At 66.5% G+C, this 24279-nt stretch carries 20 protein-coding genes; 9 read left to right on the forward strand and 11 right to left on the reverse strand.

What is annotated here, in order from left to right; genetic code table 11:
- Window positions 1-9 precede the first annotated feature (9 nt).
- From CLV77_RS04580 to CLV77_RS04615, 8 genes are all read right to left on the reverse strand, one after another.
- The gene (locus tag CLV77_RS04580) at window positions 10-2856 is read right to left on the reverse strand and encodes a molybdopterin oxidoreductase family protein (RefSeq protein WP_076979062.1); all 2847 of its coding nucleotides are present in this window, start codon (window positions 2854-2856) and stop codon (window positions 10-12) included.
- Window positions 2856-3896: a phosphate acetyltransferase gene (gene pta / locus CLV77_RS04585; protein ID WP_076979061.1), complete on the reverse strand. Its 1041-nt coding sequence runs from the start codon at window positions 3894-3896 to the stop codon at window positions 2856-2858. Before pta ends, CLV77_RS04580 begins: the two co-directional genes overlap by 1 nt.
- Before the next feature lie 31 nt (window positions 3897-3927).
- A complete protein-coding gene (gene xsc / locus CLV77_RS04590) occupies window positions 3928-5715 on the reverse strand; it encodes a sulfoacetaldehyde acetyltransferase (RefSeq protein ID WP_076979060.1) in 1788 nt (595 codons plus the stop codon).
- Window positions 5716-5752: 37 nt separating this feature from the next.
- Window positions 5753-7306: an AMP-binding protein gene (locus tag CLV77_RS04595; protein ID WP_076979059.1), complete on the reverse strand. Its 1554-nt coding sequence runs from the start codon at window positions 7304-7306 to the stop codon at window positions 5753-5755.
- A 14-nt stretch (window positions 7307-7320) separates the two neighbouring features.
- On the reverse strand, window positions 7321-8730 hold the full coding sequence (gene sauS, locus CLV77_RS04600) for an acylating sulfoacetaldehyde dehydrogenase (RefSeq protein ID WP_076979058.1): 1410 nt from the start codon (window positions 8728-8730) through the stop codon (window positions 7321-7323).
- An 81-nt stretch (window positions 8731-8811) separates the two neighbouring features.
- A complete protein-coding gene (locus CLV77_RS04605; protein ID WP_076979057.1) occupies window positions 8812-9774 on the reverse strand; it encodes a tripartite tricarboxylate transporter substrate binding protein in 963 nt (320 codons plus the stop codon).
- A gap of 61 nt (window positions 9775-9835) precedes the next feature.
- Window positions 9836-10291 carry a tripartite tricarboxylate transporter TctB family protein gene (locus CLV77_RS04610; RefSeq protein ID WP_076979056.1) on the reverse strand — a complete coding sequence of 152 codons (456 nt, stop codon included), beginning with the start codon at window positions 10289-10291 and terminating at the stop codon, window positions 9836-9838.
- On the reverse strand, window positions 10288-11799 hold the full coding sequence (locus tag CLV77_RS04615; RefSeq protein WP_076979055.1) for a tripartite tricarboxylate transporter permease: 1512 nt from the start codon (window positions 11797-11799) through the stop codon (window positions 10288-10290). The genes CLV77_RS04610 and CLV77_RS04615 overlap by 4 nt, the downstream gene beginning before the upstream one ends.
- Before the next feature lie 115 nt (window positions 11800-11914).
- Between CLV77_RS04615 and CLV77_RS04620 the strand changes: the two genes are divergently transcribed.
- Window positions 11915-12946, forward strand: a complete 1032-nt coding sequence (locus CLV77_RS04620; RefSeq protein ID WP_076979054.1) for a LacI family DNA-binding transcriptional regulator — start codon at window positions 11915-11917, stop codon at window positions 12944-12946.
- A gap of 116 nt (window positions 12947-13062) precedes the next feature.
- On the opposite strand, the gene CLV77_RS04625 is transcribed toward CLV77_RS04620, so the two are convergent.
- The gene (locus CLV77_RS04625; protein WP_076979053.1) at window positions 13063-13368 is read right to left on the reverse strand and encodes an ArsR/SmtB family transcription factor; all 306 of its coding nucleotides are present in this window, start codon (window positions 13366-13368) and stop codon (window positions 13063-13065) included.
- A 297-nt stretch (window positions 13369-13665) separates the two neighbouring features.
- Between CLV77_RS04625 and CLV77_RS04630 the strand changes: the two genes are divergently transcribed.
- The 4 genes from CLV77_RS04630 to CLV77_RS04645 all read left to right on the forward strand — a co-directional run bounded on the left by CLV77_RS04630 (window position 13666) and on the right by CLV77_RS04645 (window position 18613).
- A complete protein-coding gene (locus tag CLV77_RS04630; protein ID WP_076979052.1) occupies window positions 13666-14547 on the forward strand; it encodes an MBL fold metallo-hydrolase in 882 nt (293 codons plus the stop codon).
- 30 nt (window positions 14548-14577) lie between these two features.
- Window positions 14578-14925, forward strand: a complete 348-nt coding sequence (locus tag CLV77_RS04635; protein ID WP_076979051.1) for a protein tyrosine phosphatase family protein — start codon at window positions 14578-14580, stop codon at window positions 14923-14925.
- Between the two features lie 251 nt (window positions 14926-15176).
- Window positions 15177-17015: a SulP family inorganic anion transporter gene (locus tag CLV77_RS04640; RefSeq protein ID WP_083707678.1), complete on the forward strand. Its 1839-nt coding sequence runs from the start codon at window positions 15177-15179 to the stop codon at window positions 17013-17015.
- Between the two features lie 53 nt (window positions 17016-17068).
- A complete protein-coding gene (locus CLV77_RS04645) occupies window positions 17069-18613 on the forward strand; it encodes a multicopper oxidase family protein (protein WP_143815102.1) in 1545 nt (514 codons plus the stop codon).
- A 95-nt stretch (window positions 18614-18708) separates the two neighbouring features.
- On the opposite strand, the gene CLV77_RS04650 is transcribed toward CLV77_RS04645, so the two are convergent.
- Window positions 18709-20838, reverse strand: a complete 2130-nt coding sequence (locus tag CLV77_RS04650; RefSeq protein ID WP_233128051.1) for a protein-disulfide reductase DsbD family protein — start codon at window positions 20836-20838, stop codon at window positions 18709-18711.
- Between the two features lie 235 nt (window positions 20839-21073).
- Here CLV77_RS04650 and CLV77_RS04655 point away from each other — a divergent pair, with 235 nt between their 5' ends.
- Entirely contained in the window at window positions 21074-21460 is a 387-nt protein-coding gene (locus CLV77_RS04655; RefSeq protein ID WP_076979049.1) for a VOC family protein, read from the forward strand.
- A 92-nt stretch (window positions 21461-21552) separates the two neighbouring features.
- On the opposite strand, the gene CLV77_RS04660 is transcribed toward CLV77_RS04655, so the two are convergent.
- A complete protein-coding gene (locus CLV77_RS04660; RefSeq protein WP_197685758.1) occupies window positions 21553-22113 on the reverse strand; it encodes a L,D-transpeptidase in 561 nt (186 codons plus the stop codon).
- Window positions 22114-22612: 499 nt separating this feature from the next.
- On the opposite strand from CLV77_RS04660, the gene CLV77_RS04665 reads away from it, so the two are divergent.
- The 3 genes from CLV77_RS04665 (at window position 22613) to CLV77_RS04675 (ending at window position 24221) form a co-directional block, all read left to right on the forward strand.
- Window positions 22613-23233, forward strand: coding sequence for a L,D-transpeptidase (locus CLV77_RS04665; protein WP_076979048.1), 621 nt, complete (start codon window positions 22613-22615; stop codon window positions 23231-23233).
- A gap of 113 nt (window positions 23234-23346) precedes the next feature.
- The gene (locus tag CLV77_RS04670) at window positions 23347-23805 is read left to right on the forward strand and encodes a c-type cytochrome (protein ID WP_076979047.1); all 459 of its coding nucleotides are present in this window, start codon (window positions 23347-23349) and stop codon (window positions 23803-23805) included.
- Complete coding sequence (locus CLV77_RS04675; protein ID WP_076979046.1) at window positions 23805-24221, forward strand: hypothetical protein; 417 nt, start codon at window positions 23805-23807, stop codon at window positions 24219-24221. Before CLV77_RS04670 ends, CLV77_RS04675 begins: the two co-directional genes overlap by 1 nt.
- The last annotated feature ends 58 nt before the right edge of the window (window positions 24222-24279 follow it).

Genomic DNA, 24279 nt, shown 5'->3' on the forward strand with positions numbered 1-24279 from the left:
GCATGTCCATCAGTCCTGCCGCACCTTCTGGCGCACCACGTCCGGGCCGCGTCCCACCGGCGAGGCGATGGGCGGCAGCACCGGCTGCGCCTCGGCCGGGGCGGGCACCTTCTCGATGCGCACGCGCAGGTCGAACCACGCGGCCTGACCCGTCACCGGGTCAGAGTTGGCCCAGCGCAGCCCGTCGCCCTTGGGCGGCAGCAGCTCGTGGATGATGTGGTTCAGCAAGAAGCCCTTGGTCGCCTCGGGCGCGTCATTGTCCAGTGCCCATGCGCCCTTGCGCTTGCCGATGGCGTTCCACGTCCAGACCGTGTGGGGGTTGAGGGCCGCCATATGCGCCACAGGCACCGTGATCGCCCCGTGCGGAGAGCTGACCTGCGCCCAGTCGCCTTCGGCAAAGCCGTTGGCCACCCAGATATCGGTTGGCACGTAAAGCGGGTTGCGCCCGTGGATCTGGCGCAGCCATGCGTTCTGCGAGCCCCAGGAATGATACATCGCCATCGGGCGTTGCGACAGGGCGTGGATGGGGTACTCGGCATCCTCGTCGGATTGCGAGGGGCTGAAGTTGCCGGTGCCCATCGCCTCGGGCGGATACCAGATCGGCAGCGGGTCCATCGTCTGTTTCAGACGGTCGCGCAGGTGATCGGGGGGCTGACGTTCGCCCAGCCCTTCGGCGGCACGCTGGAACTTGCGCATCGGCTCGACGTAAAGCTGGAAAAGATAGGGCGCGGGCTTGTCGAAAAAGCCCTTTTCGACGGCCCAGTCCTGATAGGCGGTATTCCAGGGTTTGTAGAACGCGGCTTCCTCGGGGACATGTTCCATCCAGAAGCCGCCGTTCTCGATATAGCGGTCCAGCTGGTCTGGGTTCGGCTCGCCACGCCCTGCACCTTGTTCGTCCTTGCCGCGCCAGCCGGCCAGCGGGCCGACGCCGGGGCGGCGGATGTGGTTGGTGATGTAATCGGCATAATCACGATACTTGGCGCTGCCGTCGTCGTTGACGAAACCGGGCAGGCCAAGACGCGCACCCAGATCCACCAGCACCGACTGGAAACCGCGCACGTCGCGGTCAGGCTCGATCACCGGCCAGCGGATGGCGTCGGCGACGGCGTCGGCCTCGCAGATCGGGCGGTCCAGCAGGCTGATGCAGTCGTGCCGCTCAAGGTAGGTCGTGTCGGGCAGCACCAGATCGGCATAGGCCACCATTTCCGACGAATAGGCATCGGAATAGATGATCCGCGGGATCACGTAATCGCCGTTCTCGTCCTGATCGGTCAGCATGTCATGCACGCCGCGCGTGTTCATGGACGAGTTCCACGACATGTTGGCCATATACATGAACAGCGTGTCGATCTTGTAGGGATCGCCCGCGTGGGCGTTCGAGATCACCATATGCATCAGCCCGTGGGCCGACATCGGGTTTTCCCATGTGAAGGCCTTGTCGATGCGGGCGGGCTGGCCCTGATCGTCCAGCGCCAGATCCTCGGGGCCCTGTACGAAGCCAAGGTGCGGGCCGTCCAGCGCCTGACCGGGCGTGGATTTGCAATGGGGCTTGGGGTGTGCCCACGACGGCTTGGGGTAGGGCGGCTTGAACCGGAACCCGCCCGGCACCTCGACCGAGCCCAGCAGGATCTGCAGCACATGCAGCGCCCGCGCGGTCTGGAAGCCGTTGGAATGGGCCGAGATGCCGCGCATGGCGTGAAAGCTGACGGGGCGTCCGGTCATCTTCTCGTGGCGCTTGCCCCGGAAATCGGTCCAGGGCTGGTCGATGACGATCGCCTCGTCAAAGGCCACGCGGGCCAGCTCGGCGGCGATGCGACGAATGCGGGCGGGTGTCAGGCCACAGCGGGCGGCGACGGCCTCGGGGGCGTAATCCTCGCTGAGATAGCGTTCGGCCATCTGCTGGAAGACGGTGCGATGGGTGACGCCGGCGCGGCGCAACTGCCCGGCCAGATCGGGCTGAACCCCCTCGGCCAGCACGCCGGCGGGCTTGCCGGTGGCGCGGTCGATGACCAGCGGCTCGCCATCCTCGCCGCGCAGGAACATGCCGAATTCGTCCGAGTTCGGATCCTCGTTCACCAGCACGGGGGCGTTGGTGAAGCGGCCCAGATACTCCAGATCGACCTTGCCCGCCTTGATAAGGCAATGGACCAGCGACAGGATGAACAGACCGTCGGTGCCGGGGGTGATGCCGACCCACTCGTCGGCGATGGCGTTATAGCCCGAGCGGACGGGATTGACGCCGATCACCTTTGCCCCGCGTGCCTTCAGCTTGCCCAGACCGATCTTGATCGGATTGCTGTCGTGATCCTCGGCCACGCCGAAGATCATGAAAAGCTTGGTGCGGTCCCAGTCGGGCTGACCGAATTCCCAGAAGGCGCCGCCCATCGTGTAGATGCCGGCCGCCGCCATGTTGACCGAACAGAACCCCCCGTGGGCGGCATAGTTCGGCGTGCCGAACCCCTGCGCCCACATCGAGGTGAAGGATTGCGACTGATCGCGCCCGGTGAAGAACGCCAGCTTCGACGGGTCCTTGGCGCGGACCGGGGCGAGCCAGTCGGTGGCCAGGCTCAGCGCCTCTTCCCACGAGATCTCCTCGAACTCGCCAGAGCCGCGGGGGCCGGTGCGCTTCAGCGGGGCCCGCAGACGCGACGGTGCCAGCGCCTGCATGATCCCGGCCGAGCCCTTGGCGCACAGCACGCCGCGGTTGACCGGGTGGTCACGGTTGCCCTCGATATAGGCCAGCTTGCCGCCTTTCAGGTGCACGTTGATGCCGCAGCGGCAGGCGCACATGTAGCAGGTCGTCTTGCGGATTTCGTCCGAGACCGGGGGCGAGGTATCAAGGGCTGGCTGTGTCATCAGGTCTTTTCCACTTCGGCGTCGGGGCCGGCTGGTGTTTCGGAGGCGGCATCGCGCAGCGCATTGGCCTGCGAGGCGGTGACGGCGATCATGTGCAGCACGTCCGAGGCGCTGCAGCCGCGCGACAGGTCGTTGGCGGGGGCTGCCAGCCCCTGCAGGATGGGGCCGATGGCGGTGGCCCCGCCGATGCGCTGGGCGATCTTGTAGCCGATGTTGCCCGAGTTGAGATCAGGAAAGACAAAGACATTGGCCGCGCCTTGCAGGGGGCTCTCAGGGGCCTTGGCCTGCGCGATCTCGGGGATGATGGCGGCGTCGAACTGAATCTCGCCATCGACGATCAGGTCGGGCCGGGCGGCGCGGACCAGCGCCGTGGCCTCGGCGACCTTGGTGACATCGGCGTGCTTGGCGCTGCCGTGGGTCGAAAAGGACAGCATGGCGACGCGCGGCTCCTGCCCGGTCATGGCCCGGAACGAGTCGGCCGAGGCCAGCGCGATCTGGGCCATCTCGTCGGCATCGGGGTCGATCACCAGCCCGCCGTCGGCAAAGACATGGGCGCCCTTGCGGGGGTGGTGGGGGGCGTCGAACATCATCAGAAAAAAGCTCGAGACCATCTTGCTGCCGGGGGCGCGGCCGATGATCTGCAACGCGTTGCGCACCACCTCGGCGGTGGGCACCACGGCACCGCCAAGAGTGCCGTCGGCCAGCCCCTCGCGCACCAGAAGGGCGGCGTAGATATGCGGATCGCGGGCCTGTTTCGCGGCCTGATCAAGGGTGACGCCCTTGTGCTGGCGCAGCCGGTAATAGGCCTGCGCCATGTCGTCGGCATGGGGCGAACTTGCCGGATCTTGGATGGCGATCCCGTCCCCGTCCTGCCCGTCGTAGCCATGGGCCTTCAGTTGGGCGCGAACCTCGTCGCCGTCGCCCACAAGGATAAGCCGCGCAAGGCCCAGACGACGCGCTTCCAGCGCCGCCTGGACGATGCGGGGATCCGCGCCTTCGCTAAGCGCGATCGTCCGGGACGATCGCGCCGCGCTTTTCATCAGGCGTTCAGGCGGTAACAACCGGTGGGTCCTACTCTGCAGCGGTCGAAGAGGCCTTGCGCATGTCGTCGCGGTTGATGCCGGCCACCGCGACAGGCTTCTTCATCGCGTCACGGCGGAAGGGCTCGCCCAGTTCCTGGTTCAGGATGATCTCGATGAAGGTGGTCTTGTTGTCCTTCATCTGCGCCTCGATCGCCTTGTCGAGTGCGGCGCGCAGATCGTCCATCGAGGTCACGGCCACGCCTTCCAGCCCACAAGCCCGCGCGATACCGGCGTAGGAGACGTCCTGGTCCAGCTCGGTGCCGACGAAATTGTCGTCATACCACAGGGTGGTGTTCCGCTTTTCGGCGCCCCACTGGTAGTTGCGGAAGATGACCATCGTGACCGCGGGCCAGTCGCCGCGACCCACCGCCGTCATCTCGTTCATCGAGATGCCGAAGGCGCCGTCGCCGGCAAAACCCACCACGGGCACGTCGGGCTTGCCGATCTTGGCACCGACGATGGCCGGGAAGCCATAACCGCAGGGGCCGAACAGGCCGGGGGCCAGATATTTGCGGCCCTCGGTGAACGACGGATAGGCGTTGCCGATGGCGCAGTTGTTGCCGATGTCCGAGCTGATGATCGCGTTCTCGGGCAGGGCGGACTGGATCGCGCGCCAGGCCATGCGGGGGCTCATGCGGTCGGGTTCACGGTTGCGGGCCCGCTCGTTCCAGGTGGTGCCGGGATCGTCGTCCTCGTGGTCCATCGACGAAAGCTCCTGCAGCCAGCGGGACTTGGTCTGGGCGATGGTGTCCTCGCGCTCCTTGCGGCCCTGGTCGCCGGCGCCGTCCGCCAGCTTCTTCAGAAGCTGCTCGGCCACTTTCCTGGCGTCGCCGACGATGCCGACGGTGACCTTCTTGGTCAGGCCGATACGGTCGGGGTTGATGTCGACCTGAATGACCTTTGCGTCCTGGGGCCAGTAATCGATGCCATAGCCGGGCAGGGTCGAGAAGGGGTTGAGACGGGTGCCCAGTGCCAGCACCACATCGGCCTTCGAGATCAGCTCCATTCCCGCCTTCGAGCCGTTGTAGCCCAAGGGGCCGGCGAAGAGCGGATGGTTGCCGGGGAAGGCGTCGTTGTGCTGATAGCCACAGCAGACCGGGGCCGACAGCGCCTCGGCCAGCTTGGCCGATGCGTCGATGCCGCCTGCCAGCACCACGCCCGCGCCGTTCAGGATGACGGGGAACTTGGCCTCGGACAGCAGCTTGGCGGCCTGGTCGATCGCCGTCTCACCGCCCGAAGGACGCTCGAACTCGACGATCGCCGGCAGCTCGATGTCGATCACTTGGGTCCAGTAGTCGCGGGGGATGTTGATCTGCGCCGGGGCCGAGGCGCGCTTGGCCTGCTGGATCACGCGGTTCAGAACCTCGGCAAGGCGCGAGGGGTCGCGAACCTCTTCCTGATAGGCGACCATGTCTTCGAAGAGCTTCATCTGCTCGACTTCCTGGAAACCGCCCTGACCGATGGTCTTGTTGGCGGCCTGCGGCGTCACCAGCAGCAGCGGCGTGTGGTTCCAGTAGGCGGTCTTGACGGCGGTGACGAAGTTGGTGATGCCGGGGCCGTTCTGGGCGATCATCATCGACATTTCGCCGGTGGCGCGGGTGAAGCCGTCGGCCATGTAGCCGGCGCTGCACTCATGGGCGCAATCCCAGAAGGTGATGCCGGCCTGGGGGAAAAGGTCCGACACCGGCATCATGGCAGAGCCGATGATGCCGAAGGCATGTTCGATGCCGTGCATCTGGAGGACTTTCACAAAGGCTTCTTCGGTCGTCATTTTCATCGGGATATTCCTTGGTAGCTCGGTTTTAGGGGACGGTTCAGGCGCTTTGGGCGACCTGGGTCATTGAGGCGAGTTTGAGACGTTGTATCTTGCCAGACGGACCTTTGGGAAGGTCATCCATGATGTGAATTTGGTCGGGACATTTGAAGGCGCCCAGACGCGCGCGGCACAGCTCGATCAGCTCTCCGGGGGCGACGGTGGAGCCTTCGCGCAGGCGCACGGCGGCCTCGACCCTTTCGCCGTAGCTTTGGCAGGGACGGGCGAAAGCTGCGGCCTCGACCACGTCGGCATGGGCATAAAGCGCCTCGTCGATCTCGCGCGGGGCGATATTCTCGCCCCCCTTGATTATCAACTCCTTCAGGCGGCCGGTGATGAAGACATAGCCGTCTTCGTCGATGCGGCCCAGGTCGCCGGTGCGCAGCCAGCCGGTCGGCGTCAGGGCCTGGCCGGTGGCCTCCTCGTTCTTGAAATATGTGTGCATCACGTTGGGGCCGCGCACCGCGACCTCTCCCTCGACCCCGGGGCCGATGGGGCGCAGGCGCTCGTCCAGGATGGCGACCTCGTTGCCGTAGGCGATCCCCGGAGAGCCGATCTTGCGGAGGCCGGGGGGCAGGGGGTTCGACAGGATTTGCGCGGCAGTCTCGGTAAGACCCATCGTCTCGACGATCGGCACCCCGAAGCGGGTCTCGAACCCGGTCTGGACCTCGGGCGCCAGCGCCGAGGAGGCCGAGCGGCCAAATCGCAGCCGGGCGCGCGCCTGGCCCGACGGATCGTGGGGCCCGTGCAGCAGGTGCGAGATGATCGTCGGAACCACCGAGAACCAGGTCGCGCCCGTGCGCTCGACATCCTGCCAGAAACGGCTGGCCGAGAAGCGGGCGCACATGGCCACGGATCCGCCGGAAACCAGCGGCCCCATCACCGTCACGCAAAGCCCGTTGATATGATAGATCGGCAGCACGCAAAGCGCCCGGTCGTCGGCATCCAGCCGATGCGCGACCGTGGGCGTCCAGCCCCCGGCCAGCAGGCTGGCCTGGGTGTGGATCACGCCCTTGGGCCGGCCCGTGGTGCCCGAGGTATACATCAAAAGCGCGTGGTCATCGGGGGCAACCGGATGCAGCTTGGCCGCCGTCCCCGCGGGCCAGTCGATTGTGCCTGCGGTGCCGACGGGGATCGCGGTGACCGTGTTGGCATGGGCCCGGCCCGCGTCGGTGAACAGGTCTTCCTGGCCTTCGGCAACGAAGGCGAACCGCGCCTCGGAATGGGAGAGGGCGTATCCCACGGCCTCGGCGCCGGCAACCAGGTTGATCGCCGTCATGCGGAAGCCGCCGTAAAGGGCGCCCATCAGGCACAGGACCGCCGGGCGGCCGTTGGGCATCATCAGGGCCACGCTTTCGCCCCGGGCCACGCCCAGCCCCGTCAGCCGGGCCGCGACGGCGCGGGCGCCCTCGCGCAGCTCGGCCCAGGTCAGGGGGGCCGCGTCGCTGCCGGGGAACAGGTGGCTGATCGCCTCGCCGCTCGTGTCGGCGCGGTAATCGACCCAGTCGCGCACCGTGCCTTCGGGCGGGGTGGCCTCGTCGAATTGGAACTGCATCTCGGGCCCTCCGATCAGCCGCGGGTCTGCGCGAAATAGGTGCCGAAGATGTCCTCCACCGTGGGTTCGACGGGCGGAATTTCACGAACGATCTTGGTGGTCTGGATGAAATGCTTCCAGTGTAGGTTGTCGTCGATCGAGTTGCCGCCCCAGCTTCCGCAACCCATCGAAAGCGAGAAGGGCATGCCGTTGTTGAACGACCCACCCGTCGCGAAGCAATGGGCCTGGTTGACGATGACCCGGCAGGTGGGGACCGTTTCGCCCAAGCGCCGAGCGCGGGCGTCATCGGCGCTGTGCAGACCGATCGAGTGGCCGGCGCCCTGGTGTTCGAGAACGCGGGAGGCGATTTCGGCGGCATCGTCGAAATCCCGGGCCCGGTAGATCGCCGCGATGCGCGACAGCTTCTCGCCCGACAGCGGGTGGCCCGGGCCGATGCCCATGGTCTCGACCAGAAGGAACCGCGTGCCCTGAGGCACCTTGTCGGCCATGTCCAGCGCGCCCAGCATCACGTCGGCGTCCTGGGCCATGACCTGGCGGTTGAGCTTGCCGTCGACCCACAGCCGGTCGGTGACCTCGGAGGCGCGTTCCTCGGGGATGAGGGCGCCGCCCTGGCGGGCGATCTCGGCGATGAAATCATCATAGATAGCATCGACCACGACCAGCGCGTTCTCGGACGAGCAGGAGGTGGCGTTGTCAAATGTCTTGGAGGCCGCGATCTTCTCGGCGGCGGCGGCCAGGTCGGCGGTCTCGTCCACGATCACGGTCACGTTGCCAGCGCCGACGCCGATGGCGGGGGTGCCGCTGGTATAGGCGCGGCGGACGTTGTCCTGGCTCCCGGTCACGATCACCAGGTCCGAAGCCTCGAGCAGGCGCTGGGTCTTTGCTTTGGAGCCGGGGGGCGGCAACATCTGGACCAGGTCGTGGTTGAGGCCGATCTTGTCGAACTCGTCATGGATGTGGCCCAGCAGCGCCTCGCAGCTTGGCACGCCCTTGGGCGAGGGCGACAGGATGATCGCGTTGCCGCCCTTCAGGGCGTTGATGATGTTGTTGGCGGGCGTCGCCACCGGGTTGGTCGAGGGCACGACCGCGCCGATCACGCCGATGGGCCGGGCAATCTCGGTAATGCCCTTCTCGGGGTCCTCGCGCACCACGCCGAAGGTGCGGGCCTCCTGAAGATCGCGCATCAGGCCAAGGGTCTTGCGGTGGTTCTTGGTGATCTTGTCGGCGACGTTGCCGATGCCGGTCGTCTGGACCGCAAGCTCGGCCATCTGGCGGTTGCGCTCGGGCTCCATGATCGCCCAGGCCGCGGCGAGAGCGGCCTTGTCGTAGAGCTCCTGGGAGCCGTGGGCCTCGTAATCGGCCTGGGCCGCGCGGGCTTTGGCAACGATTTCATCGACTAGCAGAATCTCGTCCTGAGCGGTCATTTTTCCATCCATTCGGCTGAGTAGAGGAGGGGGAGAGAGAGGGCCGGGCGACGCGGTGCCGCCCGGCCCCGAAGGGTCGGATCAGAGGCCGGCCAGAAGCTCCTTGAGCGTTTCCTGGCGCTTGGCCCACATGGCCTGAACCTCTTCGCGGTTCATGACTTTCATGGGCGAGCCGCCGTCCTTCATCTTCTTGGCGATGCGGTCGTTCTTGAACATCTCGGGGACCAAGGCGGCCAGCTTGTCGATGGCTTCCTGCGGGGTACCCTTGGGCACCATCACGCCGCGGAAGTTGACCGAGGCGTCGTCCACGTCCAGCCCCTGTTCCTTCATGGTGGGCACGTCGGGCAGGAACTCGCTGCGCTCCAGGTCGGCGACGCCAAGGATCTTGATGTTGCCGGCCTCGGCCGCGCGGAAGGCGTCGGACAGGTTGTTGACGCCGCCCATCACGTCGCCGCCGATCACGGCCTTCATGGCCCCGGCACCGCCCGCGTTGTTGGGAATGTAGGCCATCTTCACGTCAGCGGCCTTCTCGATCTGAAGGGCCGCGATGTGGTGACCGACGAAAAGACCCGCGCCGGAATAGGTGAACTTGCCTGGGTTTTCCTTGGCAAAGTCGATCACGTCCTGCATCGAGTTGAATTCGCTGTCGGCCTTGACCACGAAGACGGCCGGATCGGCGCCCCAGTTGGCGATGGGCTCGAAGCTGTCGGCGTCATATTGGACACCGCCCTGGATCGACTGGGCGATGAAGTGGGGCACGTTGTAGGCGCCAAGGGTGTAGCCGTCGGCCTCGGCCTGGGTGGCCAGCCAGTTCCAGCCCACGCGCCCGCCGGCGCCCGGCTTGTTGATGATGGCAATCGGCACGCCAAGCGCATCATCGTTGCCCGCGGTCATGGTGACGATGCGGGCCTGGAAATCGGTGGCGCCGCCGGCGCCGTAGGACACCATCATCATGATGGGCCGGTCGGGGTAGCCTTCGGCCTGGGCCGCGCCGCCCGCAAGGGTGGCGGTGGTGAGTGCCAGTGCGGCAAGAAGTTTCTTCATTTTCAATCCTCCCTGAATTGATGTGGTCCGGTTCGTTGACCGGGATGTCCGACGCGGCGCGTCAGAACAGGATCTCCCGCGGGGTATAGGCCTTCAGCAGAAGGGCGAAGAGACCATACATGACGGCCATGTACCCGGCCGTGATGATCGCGCGCTTGACCCAGGTCGAGGGCTGCCCGTGGGGGGCCGGGTCGTAAAGCGACAGAAGAACGAAGAAGGTGATCGTGGTGGCGGTGTAGAAACCCAGCGCCTGCGCCGCCCAGAAGATGTAGATGCCGGCGACGATCAGCCCGGGCAACAGGTTGCGCACCAGCTCGGCCGAAAGGCCCGTGCCGACCCGCGACTTGCCCAGGACCGCCTTGCCGAAGGTCCAGGCCGCCAAGGCCACGAATGCGGCCGAGATCAGCCGCGGGAACAGGAAGGCGCCCGCCGGCTCGCGGGTGAAGCTGATCCAGGCCACCCAGATGCCCACGGCCAGGATCAGCCCCGAGGGCAGGATATGCTGTATACGGCTCATGCCAGGGCCTCCGTCTGTTGCATCTGACGCCGGGCGCGCAGTTCCATGAAGGCGGAATAGGCCACCGACAGCACCACGATAGCGATCAGGACAATGTTGAGCGTGCCGGTGAAGAAATAGCCCATGCGCCCGTCGCCTGCGTCGGCGATCATCGTGCCCTGGATGAAGTTGGCCTCGGCGATGGGGCCCAGGATCAGGCCCAGCACCAGCGGCGCCGCCGAATAGCCGAACTTTTCCAGAAAGAACATCATGATGCCCAGCGAGGCCATGACATAGACATCGCCCATCGAGCTTTGCACCGAGTAGGAGCCATAGACCGCAAGGCCCAGCACGATGGCGGCCATCACCGATTGCGGCACCTGCGCCACCCGGGCGGCAAGCCCGGCCACGTAAAGACCGAAGATGCACATCAGGATCTGGCCCACCAGCATCGAGTTGATGAAGGTCCAGGCCACATCGGGATAGTTGTCGAAGAGGTCCGAGCCGGGGAAGATCCCGTGGATCAGAAGGCCCCCCAGCAGAACGGCGGCGGTGGGGCTGCCGGGGATCGACAGGGTCAGCAGCGGCACCAGCGAGGGGCCGACCATGGCGTTGTTGGCGGCCTCGGCGGCGATCACGCCCTCGGAATGGCCGGTGCCGAACTTCTCGGGGGTCGAGGACATCTTGCGGCTTTGGTCATAGGCGACAAGGCCCGCGATCTGGCCGCCGACACCCGGGATCAACCCGATGAACGAGCCGGTGACCGTGCCGATGACCAGCGCGCGCGATTTCGAGAAAAGCTCGACCACCGCCTCGCGCAGGGGGCTTTTCTGGACATGGATCACCTCGACATTGGGATCGTTGCGGCCCTTGGCGAACATGTTCAGGACCTGCGGGATGGCAAAGATGCCGATCAGCGCGGCGATGATGTTGACGCCGCCGCCCAGGGCCGGGTGGAAGATGAAACGCTGGGCGCCCATGATGTCGTCGAAACCGATCGTCGCCAGCCACATCCCGATGCAGCCCGACAGCAATCCCTTCACGACCGAGCGCGATTCCAGCGAGCCGATGATCGTGACACCCAGGATCGCCAGCCAGAACAGGTGCGAGGGGCCGAAGGCCAGCGCCCATTGCGACAGGACCGGCGTCAGGAAGATCAGCAGCAGCACGCCGATCACCCCTCCCACGGCCGAGGCCAGGAACGACAGTTGCAGGGCGCGCGCGCCCTTGCCACGGCGGGCCATCTCGTGGCCGTCGAGGGTGGTGGCGATGTTGGCGGGGGCGCCGGGGATCTTGAGCAGGATCGCACTGACCGCGCCGCCGGCCACGGTCGAGGTATAGGCCGCCCCAAGCAGGATCAGACCCTGCGCGGCCTCAAGCTGGAACGTGAAAGGGATCAGGAGCGCCACCGCCATTGTTGGCGACAGACCCGGGGTCGCGCCAAGGATAAGCCCCCCGACCGTCCCGATCAGCAACAGCATGAAAGACATCGGCGCGAAGACGTCGCCGAAATAATAGATGAACTCCAAGGCGTTCCTCCCTGAGCGCCGGGCGCTCTCCTTGACTTGGACTTGGCCAGAGGCTACGGAATGAAAATAGTTTTGCAAAGGTTTTCATTGTCGCCTTTGTCGCAGCGGGAAAGCCATGCGGAAACAAAGTACTAAGGTTGACATCATTTCCGTGGCGAAGGCGGCGGGCGTTTCGCCGTCGACCGTGTCACGGTCCTTCAACCACCCCGAGCTGGTGCGCCCGGCGACTCGTAAGGCGATCGCCGCGGCGGTCCGCGACCTGGGCTACATCCGCAACCGCGCGGCCCAGACGATGCACGGAAAGCGCAGTGGCACCATCGGCCTGATCGTGCCCAGCGTGAACAACGCCATCTTCTCCGAACTGATCCAATCCTTCTCGGACATCGTCGAGGAGGAGGGGTTTACTATCCTGATCTCCACCCACGGGTTCGACCTGCGCAAGGAATACGAGATTCTGCGCAAGCTGCTGGAACATCGGGTGGACGGGATCGGCATCATCGGCCTGGATCACTTGGACGAGACCTACCAGCTTCTGGAGCAGCAGGAGATCCCCGCGATCGCGATCTGGAACTACGAGGAGGATTCGCGAATCTCGTGCATCGGGGCCGAGAATTTCGATGCCGGCTGGCAGACCGCCAACCATCTGATCGAGCTGGGGCATCGCAAGATCGGGATGATCTTTCCCCAGATCGGTGAAAATGACCGCGCCCGCGCCCGCCTGCGCGGCGCCCAGGGCGCGTTGGACGCGGCAGGGGTTACGGTGCCCAAGGGCTGGTGCACCGAGGCGCCCTATAGCGTGGGCCATGCCAAGCAGGCCTGCATGGACCTGCTTGCGATCTCGCCAAGGCCGACGGCGATCCTGTGCGCCAACGACATCATCGCCCACGGCGCCATCCACGCGGCGAACCGGCTGGGCCTGCGGATCCCGCAAGACATCTCGATCATCGGGATCGGCGACTTTCCAGGCTCGGCCGAGATGGAGCCGGCGCTGACCACCATGCGCATTCCCGCCATGCGGATCGGCGGGCTTGCCGGTAGTCACCTGGTTGCGACCATCGCGGGCGACCGGCCCGACGAGGTGCTGCGCAGCAAGTTCGATGTCGAATTGGTCCTGCGCGCCACCACCGCGCCCCCGCCCGCAGCCTAGGCGTTCGCGCCCCGTCAGGGGGCTTGCGGGGCAGGGGGCAGAGCAATGGGCGAAAGCAGGCTTCGGTCCACGCGGTTATACCCGCTTGATCAACGGCCACCCATCACGGCCAGAGATTACTGGCGGCTGCAGTACAGGTCGTGCAGCAGGCCCAGGACAGCCTTCGCTTCCCGGCCCGACAGGGAATAGTAAATCGTCTGTGCCTCGCGGCGCGAGGTGACAAGCCCCGCCTCGCGCAGGCGGCGCAGTTGCTGGGACATGGCTGGCTGTGCCATGCGGCACTTGCCGCTCAGCTCACCGACGCTGGATTCACCGTCGGTCAGGCAGCACAGGATCTTCAGCCGCGAGGGCGACGCCAGCATCTCCATGAGGCCAGCGGCCTCGACGACATGTTCCGCGAGGGGGTCTGCATCGTCTTTCATGTATTCGCCTTATTGAATATTCGTCATGGCGCATATATCTTCCAATCAGCGCCGTTCAATGGGTGTCCGCCAAATGGATTCGGCGGGAACGACCCGGAGGCGGCGTCGCGGTTGCAGGCCGCAAGAAATAACTCTGCGCGGACCGCACGCGGTTGATACAATTTAGGCAAGCCGGGCATAAGGTCAATCGGGAGATACCCGCCGACCGCCCGGGTGCGACGATGGGAACCCCTGTCCGGCACCGCCGGTTGGGGGCCCGAAGACGGGGTTTTCCCCCGGCACGAAGGAGTTGAGACGATGAACTATCCCGTGAACCTTGCGCAAAAGCCCGAAGTCACACCGTTCTTTGACGAGCAGACGAACACGATCAGCTATGTCGTCAAGGATCCCGACAGCGCCTCCTGCGCGGTGATCGACAGCGTCATGGACATCGACTATGCCGCCGGGCGCATCACCTACGATCACGCCGACCGCATGATCGAGCACATTCGCGACAACAACCTGACGCTGGAATGGATCATCGAGACCCACGTCCACGCCGACCACCTCTCGGCCGCGCCCTACATCCAGGAAAAGCTGGGTGGCAAGATCGGCATCGGCGAGAAGATCATGGTCGTGCAGGAAACTTTCGGAAAGGTCTTCAACGAGGGGACCGAGTTCCAGCGCGACGGCAGCCAGTTCGACGCCCTGTTCAAGGATGGCGACACCTACCGGATCGGCGGGCTTGAGGCTTTTGCCATGTTCACCCCCGGCCACACCCCGGCCTGCATGGTGCATGTGATCGGCGACGCGGCCTTCGTGGGCGATACGCTCTTCATGCCTGACGGCGGTTCGGCCCGGGCGGACTTCCCCGGCGGTGATGCGGGCGTTCTCTACGACTCGATCCAGAAGCTGCTCAGCCTGCCGGACGAGATGCGGCTCTTCATGTGCCACGATTATGGACCGAACGGGCGTGACATCGCCTGGGAAACCACCATCGGCGAGGAACGCGCCAACAACATCCACGTTGGGGCAGGGGCCACCCGCGAACAGTTCATCGCCATGCGGACCGAACGCGACGCCACCCTGGCCATGCCGCGCCTGATCATTCCCTCGCTTCAGGTGAACATGCGCGCCGGCGAGCTGCCGACCGACAAGGACGGCAAACCGATGCTGAAAGTGCCCCTGAACGGGCTTTGAGACAACGCAGGATACCCAAGGAGTAAGTCGATGACCCAGACGCAACAGGATAACGCCGGCGAGGGGCAGAAGCTTTACGTCGCCCCCCAGATCCGCCCAGAGCAGCTGCCCGAGCTGAAGGCCGAAGGCATCCGCGCGATCATCTGCAACCGTCCCGACGGTGAAGAAGCCGGACAGCCCACCTTCGCCGAGATCGAGCAGGCCGCCCGCGAGCAGGGGATCGAGGCCCGCTACATCCCGGTGCACCACGACCGGTCCGAGCCTGACCTGCCCGAGCGTTTCGCCCGCGCGCTGGCCGAGCTGCCGCAGCCGGTCCTGGCCTACTGCCGCTCGGGCGCGCGTTCGAACGCCCTGGCGCAGGCCGCCCAGACCCTCTGAGCGGCTCTGGTGGGTCCCGCCCGGACCACGACAACCCCGGGCGGGGGCGCGGCGCGAAGACGCCATGCCCCCGCCGCGCCCCGGCCCATCGCCGCCGGCCCCTGGGCCCCCGGCACTTGTCCCGCCTGGCACCCTGTCCGGCATTTCCCCGACCTTCGGCCCGGCGCCCCCGCCGGTGCAAGGTCCGTCCTTCGGACCGCCGCCTGGATCCGACCAGTCGACGGCTATGTTCTTAAGGAGAAACCTTTCCCATGAGCCCCAAGGAACTGCCCCGAGAACTGGCGCGCACCCTGCGAAGCTACATGCCGGTCTTCGACTGGGGCCGCCACTACGACCGTGACAACCTGACCGGCGACCTGCTGGCGGCGGTGATCGTGACGATCATGCTGATCCCGCAATCGCTGGCCTATGCATTGCTGGCCGGGCTGCCGCCCGAGGTCGGGATCTACGCCTCGATCGCGCCCATTGTGCTCTACACCATCTTCGGCACCAGCCGGGCGCTGGCCGTGGGCCCGGTGGCGGTCGTCTCGCTGATGACCGCGGCGGCAATCGGGGACATCGCGGCCTCGGGGACCGCGGGCTATGCCGTGGCCGCGCTGACGCTGGCGTTCCTGTCGGGGGCGATGCTGCTTGTGACGGGGCTGTTCCGGCTGGGCTTTCTGGCCAATTTCCTGTCGCACCCGGTGGTCGCGGGTTTCATCACCGCCTCGGGGCTGCTGATCGCGGCCAGCCAGCTGAAACACGTGCTTGGCATCAAGGCCGAGGGGCACAACCTGCTGGAGCTGCTGGGAAGCATCTTTGCCCAGCTGGGCGCCACCAACATCCCGACCCTGCTGATCGGGGTCTCGACCATCGCCTTTCTCTACTGGGTGCGGGGCGGTCTGAAGCCGATGCTGCGCCGCGCCGGCCTCGGCCCTCGCATGGCCGACATCCTGGCCAAGACCGGCCCCGTCGCCGCGATCGCCGCGACCACGCTGGCGACCTGGGGGCTGGACCTGCAATCCCGGGGCGTGGCCATCGTGGGCGAGGTGCCGCAAAGCCTGCCGCCGCTGACCATGCCGTCCTTCGATCCTGCCTTGCTGAGCCAGCTTCTGCTGCCCGCGGCGCTGATCTCGATCATCGGCTTTGTCGAGTCGATCTCGGTGGCGCAGACCCTGGCGGCCAAGAAGCGCCAGCGCATCGACCCCGACCAGGAGCTTATCGGCCTGGGCGCGGCCAACATCGGCGCGGCCTTCACGGGTGGCTTTCCCGTCACCGGCGGATTCTCGCGCTCGGTCGTGAACTATGACGCGGGGGCCGAGACGCCCGCCGCCGGCGCCTATACCGCCGTCGGCCTTGCGCTGGCGGCCCTGCTGCTGACGCCGCTGGTCTACTACCTTCCCAAGGCGACCCTGGCGGCGACCATCATCGTCGCGGTCCTGAGCCTGGTCGATTTCTCGATCCTGCGCCGGGCCTGGACCTATTCGCGGGCCGATTTCACCGCCGTCGCGATCACCATCCTGGCCACCCTTATCTTCGGGGTCGAGATCGGTGTCATGTCGGGCGTGCTTCTGTCGCTGCTCAACCACCTTTACCGCACGTCCCATCCGCACATGGCCGTGGTGGGTGAGGTGCCGGGCACCCGGCATTTCCGGAACATCCGCCGCCACGACGTGCTTGTACACGACAACGTGCTGACCCTGCGCGTGGACGAAAGCCTATATTTCCCGAACGCCCGCTACCTCGAGGATCAGCTTTACGACATGGTTGCCCATCGCACCGAACTGACGGACGTCGTGCTCATGTGCCCGGCGGTGAACGAGATCGACCTGAGCGCGCTTGAATCGCTCGAGGCGATCAACACCCGCCTGGCCGCCAGCGACGTGCGCTTCCACCTGTCCGAGGTGAAGGGCCCCGTGATGGACCGGCTGAAACGCAGCCACCTGCTGGAGGAGCTGACGGGCAAGGTCTTCCTCAGCCAGCATGACGCCATCCGCGAACTTGCCCGGGGGGAGCCGCGCCTGCGCGGCCCCTCGGTGCCCGTCGCCCCCCCGGCCGAGGATGAGCAGGCCGAGACATTCGGCTCCCGCCGCAACCCCGAGCCGACCTGAAATCGAAGACCTGCGGGCGTCTCGCAGAGGCGCCCCGCAAATGGGAGACTGCCATGAGACGTCGCGCATTCCTCGAACTGACCGCCGGTGCCGGCCTTGTCGCCGCCGCGGGCCTGGCCTTCGCGCCCTCGATCATCGGGCGGGCCATTGCGGCCCCGACCGGGGGACAGCCGCTGCCGCTGCCGCCGGTGCTGGACCTCGACCAGGGGGCGGGCGCCACGCTTGAGACGCGCGCGGGCTCTCATGCCTTCTACGAGGGCGCCAGCGCCGCCACGACCCTGGGATACGGCCAGAACTACCTTGGCCCGATCCTGCGGGCCCGTCGCGGCGGTACCGCCCGCGTCTCGCTTGCCAACCGCCTTGATGCGCCGGTTGCCACCCATTGGCACGGGCTGCATATCCCCGGCAGCATGGACGGCGGTCCCCAGATGGCCGTCGCCCCCGGTGCCGGGCTGACCCGCGAGCTGGAAATCGATCAGCCCGCCGGCACCTACTGGTATCACAGCCATACCCACGGGCTGACGGCGGAGCAGGTCTATCAGGGCCTGGCCGGCTTCTTCCTGATCGAGGATCCCGAGGCGCCCGACCCGGGCCTGCCCGACGAGTTGGGGGTCGATGACCTGCCGCTGGCGGTGCAGGACCGCAATTTCAGCCCCGAGGGGCACCTGCGCTATTCCTCCGGCGGCATGATGATGATGAACGGGATGAAGGGCGATGCGATCCTGGTCAACGGTGCCCTGCGCCCGGTGGCCAGCGTGCCCGGCGGGCTTGTGCGCCTGCGGCTTCTGAACGGCTCGAACGCGCGGATCTACCATTTTTTCTTCGAGGACGGGCGCGGGTTCCACCAGGTCGCCAGCGACGGGGGGCTGCTTCAGGCTCCGGTCGCGATGGAACGGCTGACCCTTGCACCCGGCGAACGGGCCGAGATCGTGGTCGATTTCTCGACCGGCGGCACGCGTCTGCTGTCGGCGGATGACAACAACGCGATGATGGGAATGATGGGGGGCATGATGTCCCGGATCATGGGCGGCGGCAGCAGCCCCGACAACATCCGCGGCGCCGACGGCTTCGAGATCATGAGCTTCGAGGTCGATCCCGCCCGCCGCGCCGCCCGCACCAGCCTGCCGGCGACCCTGCCCGGCGCTCCGAACGGAGAGATGGCCGAGCCGGTCGCCCGCCGCCGCATCAGCCTTGAGATGATGCACGGCATGAGGGGGGGCGGCGGCATGATGGGGGGCATGATGGGCGGGCGCGGCGGCGACAGCCCCGGCCCGTTCTCGATCAACGGCAAGCCCTACGACATGGGCCGGATCGACGTTGCGGCCAAGCTGGGCACGACCGAGCTGTGGGAGGTGGTGACCGACGGCATGGCGCACCCGTTCCACGTTCACGGCACCTCGTTCAAGGTGCTGAACGTCGACGGCAGAGCGATGGATTTCGCCACAACCGGCCTGAAGGACGTGGTTCTGGTGCGCGAACGGGCCGAGATCCTGGTGCCTTTCAACCGTCCGGCTGACCGTCAGACACCCTTCATGTTCCATTGTCACATCCTCGAACACGAGGATAACGGCATGATGGGGCAGATGACCGTCTCCTGATTGCGGGAGCGTTCGTTGCGAACGAGAAAGGGCGGCGCCGGTTGGCGCCGCCCTTCTTTCATCCCGTCGCCCGCGATCCCGGCGCGCCCGGGGGCCTAGTTCGTGGCGACCTTGCTGCGCGCGGCCTTCTCGATCGCCTCGAGGACGGCATCTGCCGACAACAGCTCGGGCAGGACCACGCCCTCGGGGGCGCCGGGGCCGTAGACGGCGTTGAAGGGGATGCCGAAGCGGCCAAAGCTTTCCAGGTAGCGCGAGATCGAGGGGTCGGGCCGGGTCCAGTCGGCCTGCATCGGGGTTACCCCGTCCGAGGCCAGGGCCTCGGCGACCGGATTACGCTCGATCACCAGGGCCTTGTTGGCCTTGCAGGTCAGGCACCAGTCGGCGGTCACGTCGACAAACACCACCTCGCCGGAGGAGACGCGGCGGGCGATGTCGCCCCGGTCGAAGGCCACCCACTGGGTCTTTTCGGCGGGCGCGTCGAGGGCGGCGCCCGGTTGCATCACCATCGGCACCGCCAGCGCACCCAGCGCCAGCACCGTCACCGCCCCCCAGCGCAGCGCGCCCAGCTTGCGGATCATCAACAGACCCACCGCCGCCAGAAGAAGCAGGCCCACGATCATCGCGGCCCGCTGCCCGGCAACACCGGCCAGCACCCAGAAGAGCCAGGTCGCCGTCAGCGCCAGCAATCCGCCCAGAGCCACCTTGACCAGCAGCATCCACTTGCCCGGCTTGGGCAGGCGGCGCACCAGCCCCGGTTTTGCCGCCACGGCAAAATAGGGCAGGGCCAGGCCCACCCCCAGCGCCGTGAAGATGACGAAGATGTCCATCGGCCGCCCCGACAGGGCAAAGGCCACGGCCGTTCCCAGGAAGGGGGCCGAGCAGGGGGTCGCCAGCACGGCTGCGAAGGCCCCCGTCGCAAAATCCCCGGCATAGCCCGGCTCACCATCGGCCCGCGCCATGCGCGTCTGCCACGAAGAGGGCAGGTTGATCTCGAACACGCCAAAGAGGTTGGCGGCGAACAGCACCAGCACCACGATCATCACGGTCAGGAACAGCGGGTTCTGGAATTGAAGGCCCCAGCCCACCGACAGGCCGACCGAGCGCGCGATCAGCGTCGCCGTGGCCAGCACCCACATGAAGGCCAGCACGCCCAGGGCCGACATCAGGAACCCGCCACGGATGCGCGATAGGCTTTGCCCCTGGCCCTTCACAGCCGAGCTGAGCTTGATCGACAGCACCGGCAGCACGCAGGGCATGACGTTGAGGATCAGGCCGCCGATCAGCGCGATCAGCGCGATCCAGGCCAGCTCCCCCAGGCCGACTGCGGCCTGCTTCTGCTCGTAGGGCGGGGCGAGGGGGGCATCCGAAAGGCCCGCCTCCAGGGTCGCCGCGCGCTCTCCGTCGACCACGGTCAGTTGCAGCGGTTTTTGCTCGTCGGAGGAGGAAAGAACCGGGAACTGGACCCAGAGGCTGCGCCCCTCGTCATCCAGACGAATGTCAGGCGTGCCGAAGGAGGCAAGATCCCCCATCTCGGGGAAGACATCGGGGTTGGTAAAAGGCGTGTCGGAGCGCAGGCTGGCAGTCAGGGTCTTGGCGTCATTGTCGACATGGGCACCCTCGACCTTGATGCCTGTGCCTTCGCCCTCGGCCGGCACGGTGCGCGCGAAGGTGGCGATGCGGGCGGCAGCGTCGGTGTCGATGCCCGAGCCCGCGGGCAGGACCAGCGACAGGGTGAAGTTCTCGGGCACGCAGACGTCGGAACAGACCAGCATGTTGACCGAGGCATTCAGCCGCACCGGCTCGCCCGGTTCCTTCAGCGTCACGCTGAGGGGAAAGACGACCTCGTGCTTGTAGCCGAAATTCTCGATCCCGAAGGCGCGAAAGCGGTCGGGGGCGGGCCACAGGAACTCGACCCCCTCGACGTTCTCGGACCCTTCCCAGTCGATGGAGGGGGCGATCCCCACCTCGCCGGGAGAGCGCCAATAGGTTTTCCAGCCGTCCTTGAGCTGCACATCAAGCCCGGCGGAAACCGTCTCGCGGCCCGGTGCGACGCCATTTTCCGCAGTAATCAGATGCACTTCGGCGGGGACGCTGCTGTGGGTCTCGGAGGTGGCTGCATCCACGCGCCCGGGCAGGGCCATCCCCGCCAGCGCGACCGCGAAGGCCATCGCCGCCGCTGCTGCCCTGGCTGTCCCGCTTGCCGGTCGCGTGATCCTGATCGTCATGTAAAGCCTCCAGATGGTCCTTGCCGGCGGTGCCGGATCGTCGTTCCCTCTGGTCAAGCACGTCTTCGCGGCCCTGTCACTACACAGGCAATCAAAGCGGGGCGAGAAGATGTTTCAGGACCCCGGCGCGTCGCGCCGCCCGGCCATCGCGGATCCAACGCGGGCCCATTGCCGCCCCGTTGCGGGCGCGCTATCGCAGCCGGGTATCCGTTGGCCCGGAAATGGGGGAAGCCGCATGATCTCGATCGACCGTCTCGACCATCTTGTGCTTACCGTCGCCGATATCGGGCGGACCTGTGCCTTCTACTCCGAGGTGCTCGGCTTCGGGGTGACGACCTTCGGCGCGGGGCGCAAGGCGCTGACCTTCGGCTCCCAGAAATTCAACCTTCATCAACTGGGGCAGGAGTTCGAGCCGAAGGCCGCGCGCCCGACCGCTGGATCCGCCGATCTATGTCTCGTCACCTCGACGCCGATCGCCGAGGTCGTGTCCCACCTGGAACGTCTGCGCGTCGAGATCGAGGAGGGGCCGGTGGCACGCACGGGGGCCACGGGGCCGATCACCTCGGTCTACATCCGTGATCCGGATCGAAATCTGATCGAGATCTCAACCTATATAGAGTGACCCGTTAACCAGCTGCCCGAAACCAGAACGCCCCCGCAGGCAATCTGCGGGGGCGTAAGTCGTGTCCTTGGCTCGGGCGTGGCGCCCCGCGATCAGAAGACGTGGACGCGGGTGCCCAGCGGCACGCGCTCATAAAGGTCCTGCACGTGGGAATTCAGCATCCGGATGCAGCCGTTCGATACCGACCGCCCGATCGAGCTGGGCTGGGTGGTGCCGTGGATGCGGTAATAGGTGTCGATGCCATTCTGGTAGAGGTAGAGCGCGCGCGACCCCAGCGGGTTGGTCGGGCCACCGGGCACGCCGTCCGCGAACTGGGCATACTGGTCGGGGTCCCGTTCGATCATGGCGTCGGTGGGGCGCCAGCTGGGCCACTCGGCCTTGCGCTCGATCACGGCCGAGCCCTTGAACTCCAGCCCCGCCTTGCCGACGCCGACGCCGTAGCGGATCGCCTTGCCCGGCTCGGTCACGAGGTAAAGGAAATGCTCCTGCGGGACGACAAGGATGTCGCCGGGGGCGTAATCGGCCTTCACGCGCACGATCTGGGGCTTGAAACGGTCTTCCAGGACGAAGGGCTTGGACTTGTGGGCGCGGGCGACACCGGCCGAAAAGGGGACGGCCGCGAGGCCTGCGAGAAACTGGCGTTTGGTAATCATCAACTGCTCCATCGTTTGAGTGGCGCGGAGGCCGCCGGGGCGGCTCCGCTCCGGCCCGGTCCGCCGAGCAGTCGCGGTGTTGACCCCGTGTCTGCTCGGCGGTGCCCGGACAGGCATTTGTCAAGACAAGGCGCAAGGGCGGCGCCCGGTTCCAGCAAGTTTCCGCCCGCGACGATTTGTGATCGAACCGCCACGGCAAGGTGGGGGAGCAGACGGCTGATTTTCATTTTGCCGAGGCCACCCGGGCGGATTCACGGGGAAAATTTCCGTTCTTCGGCCCGCCACTCCCCGCGCGGAGGCAACATGTCAGGGTTGTGAAAGGGCCGGGCAGGGGGCCGCCCGCCCGCCGGCGGGGTCGGATTTGGGCGATTTCGGCAAGCAATGGCCGAAACCCGTCGCCTATCGGCCACGCTCACCGCTTTGTGAGTCCGGGCGGTTTGACCCTCCCGCCCCGGAGGGTCCCCATAAACCATGTGATCCAGATCCCACGAGGTCAGACATGAGCGATTCGAACAGATCGACGAAGTTCGGCAGGCGTGCCCTGCTGCGTGCCGGTGCCGCCGGCGGGCTTCTCGCGGCGCAGGCCCCGCTGTTGCGGGCCCAGACGGCGGCAGAGATCGGCACGCAATCCCCGGCGGAACTCGCGGCCCCTGCCGCCAAGCGCAATGTGTCGTCCTTCAGGGTCGAGGCGTGGCAGGATCATTTCGACAGCCGCGCAAACGGCATCATCCTGTCGGACACCACCTCACGCATGTTGCAGTACTGGTCCGAGGACGGCAGCGTCTACAAGGTCTACCCGACCTCGGTCCCGATGACCGACGATCTGACCCGGCGCGGCTATACCAAGGTGATCCGCAAGGTCGAGGGGCCCTCCTGGGCGCCCACGCCCTCGATGAAGGAGCGCAATCCCGAGTGGCCCGATTTCGTCGGCCCCGGCCCCGACAACCCGCTGGGCACCCATGCCCTCTATCTCAGCTGGCAGTATTACCGGATCCACGGGACCAACGACACGCGCAAGATCGGCCGTCGCTCCTCGAACGGGTGCATCGGTCTTTACAACCGCCAGATCGCCGAGCTTTTCGCGCTGGCCAAGGTCGGAACCCAGGTCAAGCTGATCTGACCCGTCGGCGGCAGACGGGGCCTGGGCACGCGTGGCCCGCCCCGGCGCCGCGGTTGTCAAACGCCCGCAAAGGGCCCAACTTACCCAACACAACGCTGATACAGGCATCATACATGAACAAGACGATCTGGATCGCGCTTGGCGCGCTCGCGCTGGGCGGAATTTTCGCCTACCTGCTGACCCCTGCGCCCGTCACCCAGACGGCGGGCCATTCGATGGCGCCGCCCGACACGGCCGGCATCTCGCAGGGCGCGCCCATCGTCAACGTGGCCCTGCCGGCCGAGCTGTCGGCCGATGCCCAGATCGGCAAGCGCGCCTTCGATGCCAAATGCGCCGAGTGCCATAACGACAATGCCGCCGGCCAGAACGGCGTGGCCCCCCCGCTGGTCCACAAGATCTACGAGCCCAGCCACCACGGCGACGGCAGCTTTGTCGCCGCGGCGATGAATGGCGTGACCTCTCATCATTGGAACTTTGGCAACATGCCTCCGGTAAAGGGTGTCACCCAGGCCGATGCGCGCTACATCGCGACCTACGTTCGTGAACTGCAAAGGGCCAACGGCATCGATTGATGGCAAGCGCGCACCGATACGGGACCGCCGCCCTGCGGCTGATGTTCAGGATGCTGCTGAGCATGGCACTGGCCGTGTTCGCCCTGGCACCCGTGTCCGGCGACGCCCACGCGGAGGCCGAGCCGCATGCGCCGGCCGTCATCGCGCCCGGACTTGCCGAGGATCATCGCGCCCACGCCCATCCCGAGCCCCATAACGCCCGCAATTCCGACGAACAATTCGCGTCCTTAGACGTGACCCCGGAGGCAGGGCACTGCCACCCCGGGCTGGATTGCTTCACCCAAGCGGTGGTGCATCACCAGCCGCTGGGCGCCTTCCTCTACGGGCGGCCCGATCCGACGCTGCCCCAGATGCTGCCGGCCCGTGCCGGCACCTTGCTCCTGTCAGATCCGCCGCCTCCGCGAAATCGGGCCTGATCCGAAATACCAAGACGCCCGGGGTTGCGCGAACCGCCCCCGGTACAGGCACGACTGA

Source organism: Brevirhabdus pacifica, from assembly GCF_002797755.1.
Taxonomy (GTDB): domain Bacteria; phylum Pseudomonadota; class Alphaproteobacteria; order Rhodobacterales; family Rhodobacteraceae; genus Brevirhabdus; species Brevirhabdus pacifica.

Excerpts from the sequence above, each read along its gene's own strand:
- CLV77_RS04580 (WP_076979062.1), bottom strand. The coding sequence starts at position 2,856 with ATGACACAGCCAGCCCTTGATACCTCGCCCCCGGTCTCGGACGAAATC.
- pta (WP_076979061.1), bottom strand. The coding sequence starts at position 3,896 with ATGAAAAGCGCGGCGCGATCGTCCCGGACGATCGCGCTTAGCGAAGGC.
- xsc (WP_076979060.1), bottom strand. The coding sequence starts at position 5,715 with ATGAAAATGACGACCGAAGAAGCCTTTGTGAAAGTCCTCCAGATGCAC.
- CLV77_RS04595 (WP_076979059.1), bottom strand. The coding sequence starts at position 7,306 with ATGCAGTTCCAATTCGACGAGGCCACCCCGCCCGAAGGCACGGTGCGC.
- sauS (WP_076979058.1), bottom strand. The coding sequence starts at position 8,730 with ATGACCGCTCAGGACGAGATTCTGCTAGTCGATGAAATCGTTGCCAAA.
- CLV77_RS04605 (WP_076979057.1), bottom strand. The coding sequence starts at position 9,774 with ATGAAGAAACTTCTTGCCGCACTGGCACTCACCACCGCCACCCTTGCG.
- CLV77_RS04610 (WP_076979056.1), bottom strand. The coding sequence starts at position 10,291 with ATGAGCCGTATACAGCATATCCTGCCCTCGGGGCTGATCCTGGCCGTG.
- CLV77_RS04620 (WP_076979054.1), top strand. The coding sequence starts at position 11,915 with ATGCGGAAACAAAGTACTAAGGTTGACATCATTTCCGTGGCGAAGGCG.
- CLV77_RS04625 (WP_076979053.1), bottom strand. The coding sequence starts at position 13,368 with ATGAAAGACGATGCAGACCCCCTCGCGGAACATGTCGTCGAGGCCGCT.
- CLV77_RS04630 (WP_076979052.1), top strand. The coding sequence starts at position 13,666 with ATGAACTATCCCGTGAACCTTGCGCAAAAGCCCGAAGTCACACCGTTC.
- CLV77_RS04635 (WP_076979051.1), top strand. The coding sequence starts at position 14,578 with ATGACCCAGACGCAACAGGATAACGCCGGCGAGGGGCAGAAGCTTTAC.
- CLV77_RS04640 (WP_083707678.1), top strand. The coding sequence starts at position 15,177 with ATGAGCCCCAAGGAACTGCCCCGAGAACTGGCGCGCACCCTGCGAAGC.
- CLV77_RS04645 (WP_143815102.1), top strand. The coding sequence starts at position 17,069 with ATGAGACGTCGCGCATTCCTCGAACTGACCGCCGGTGCCGGCCTTGTC.
- CLV77_RS04650 (WP_233128051.1), bottom strand. The coding sequence starts at position 20,838 with ATGACGATCAGGATCACGCGACCGGCAAGCGGGACAGCCAGGGCAGCA.
- CLV77_RS04655 (WP_076979049.1), top strand. The coding sequence starts at position 21,074 with ATGATCTCGATCGACCGTCTCGACCATCTTGTGCTTACCGTCGCCGAT.
- CLV77_RS04660 (WP_197685758.1), bottom strand. The coding sequence starts at position 22,113 with ATGATTACCAAACGCCAGTTTCTCGCAGGCCTCGCGGCCGTCCCCTTT.
- CLV77_RS04665 (WP_076979048.1), top strand. The coding sequence starts at position 22,613 with ATGAGCGATTCGAACAGATCGACGAAGTTCGGCAGGCGTGCCCTGCTG.
- CLV77_RS04670 (WP_076979047.1), top strand. The coding sequence starts at position 23,347 with ATGAACAAGACGATCTGGATCGCGCTTGGCGCGCTCGCGCTGGGCGGA.
- CLV77_RS04675 (WP_076979046.1), top strand. The coding sequence starts at position 23,805 with ATGGCAAGCGCGCACCGATACGGGACCGCCGCCCTGCGGCTGATGTTC.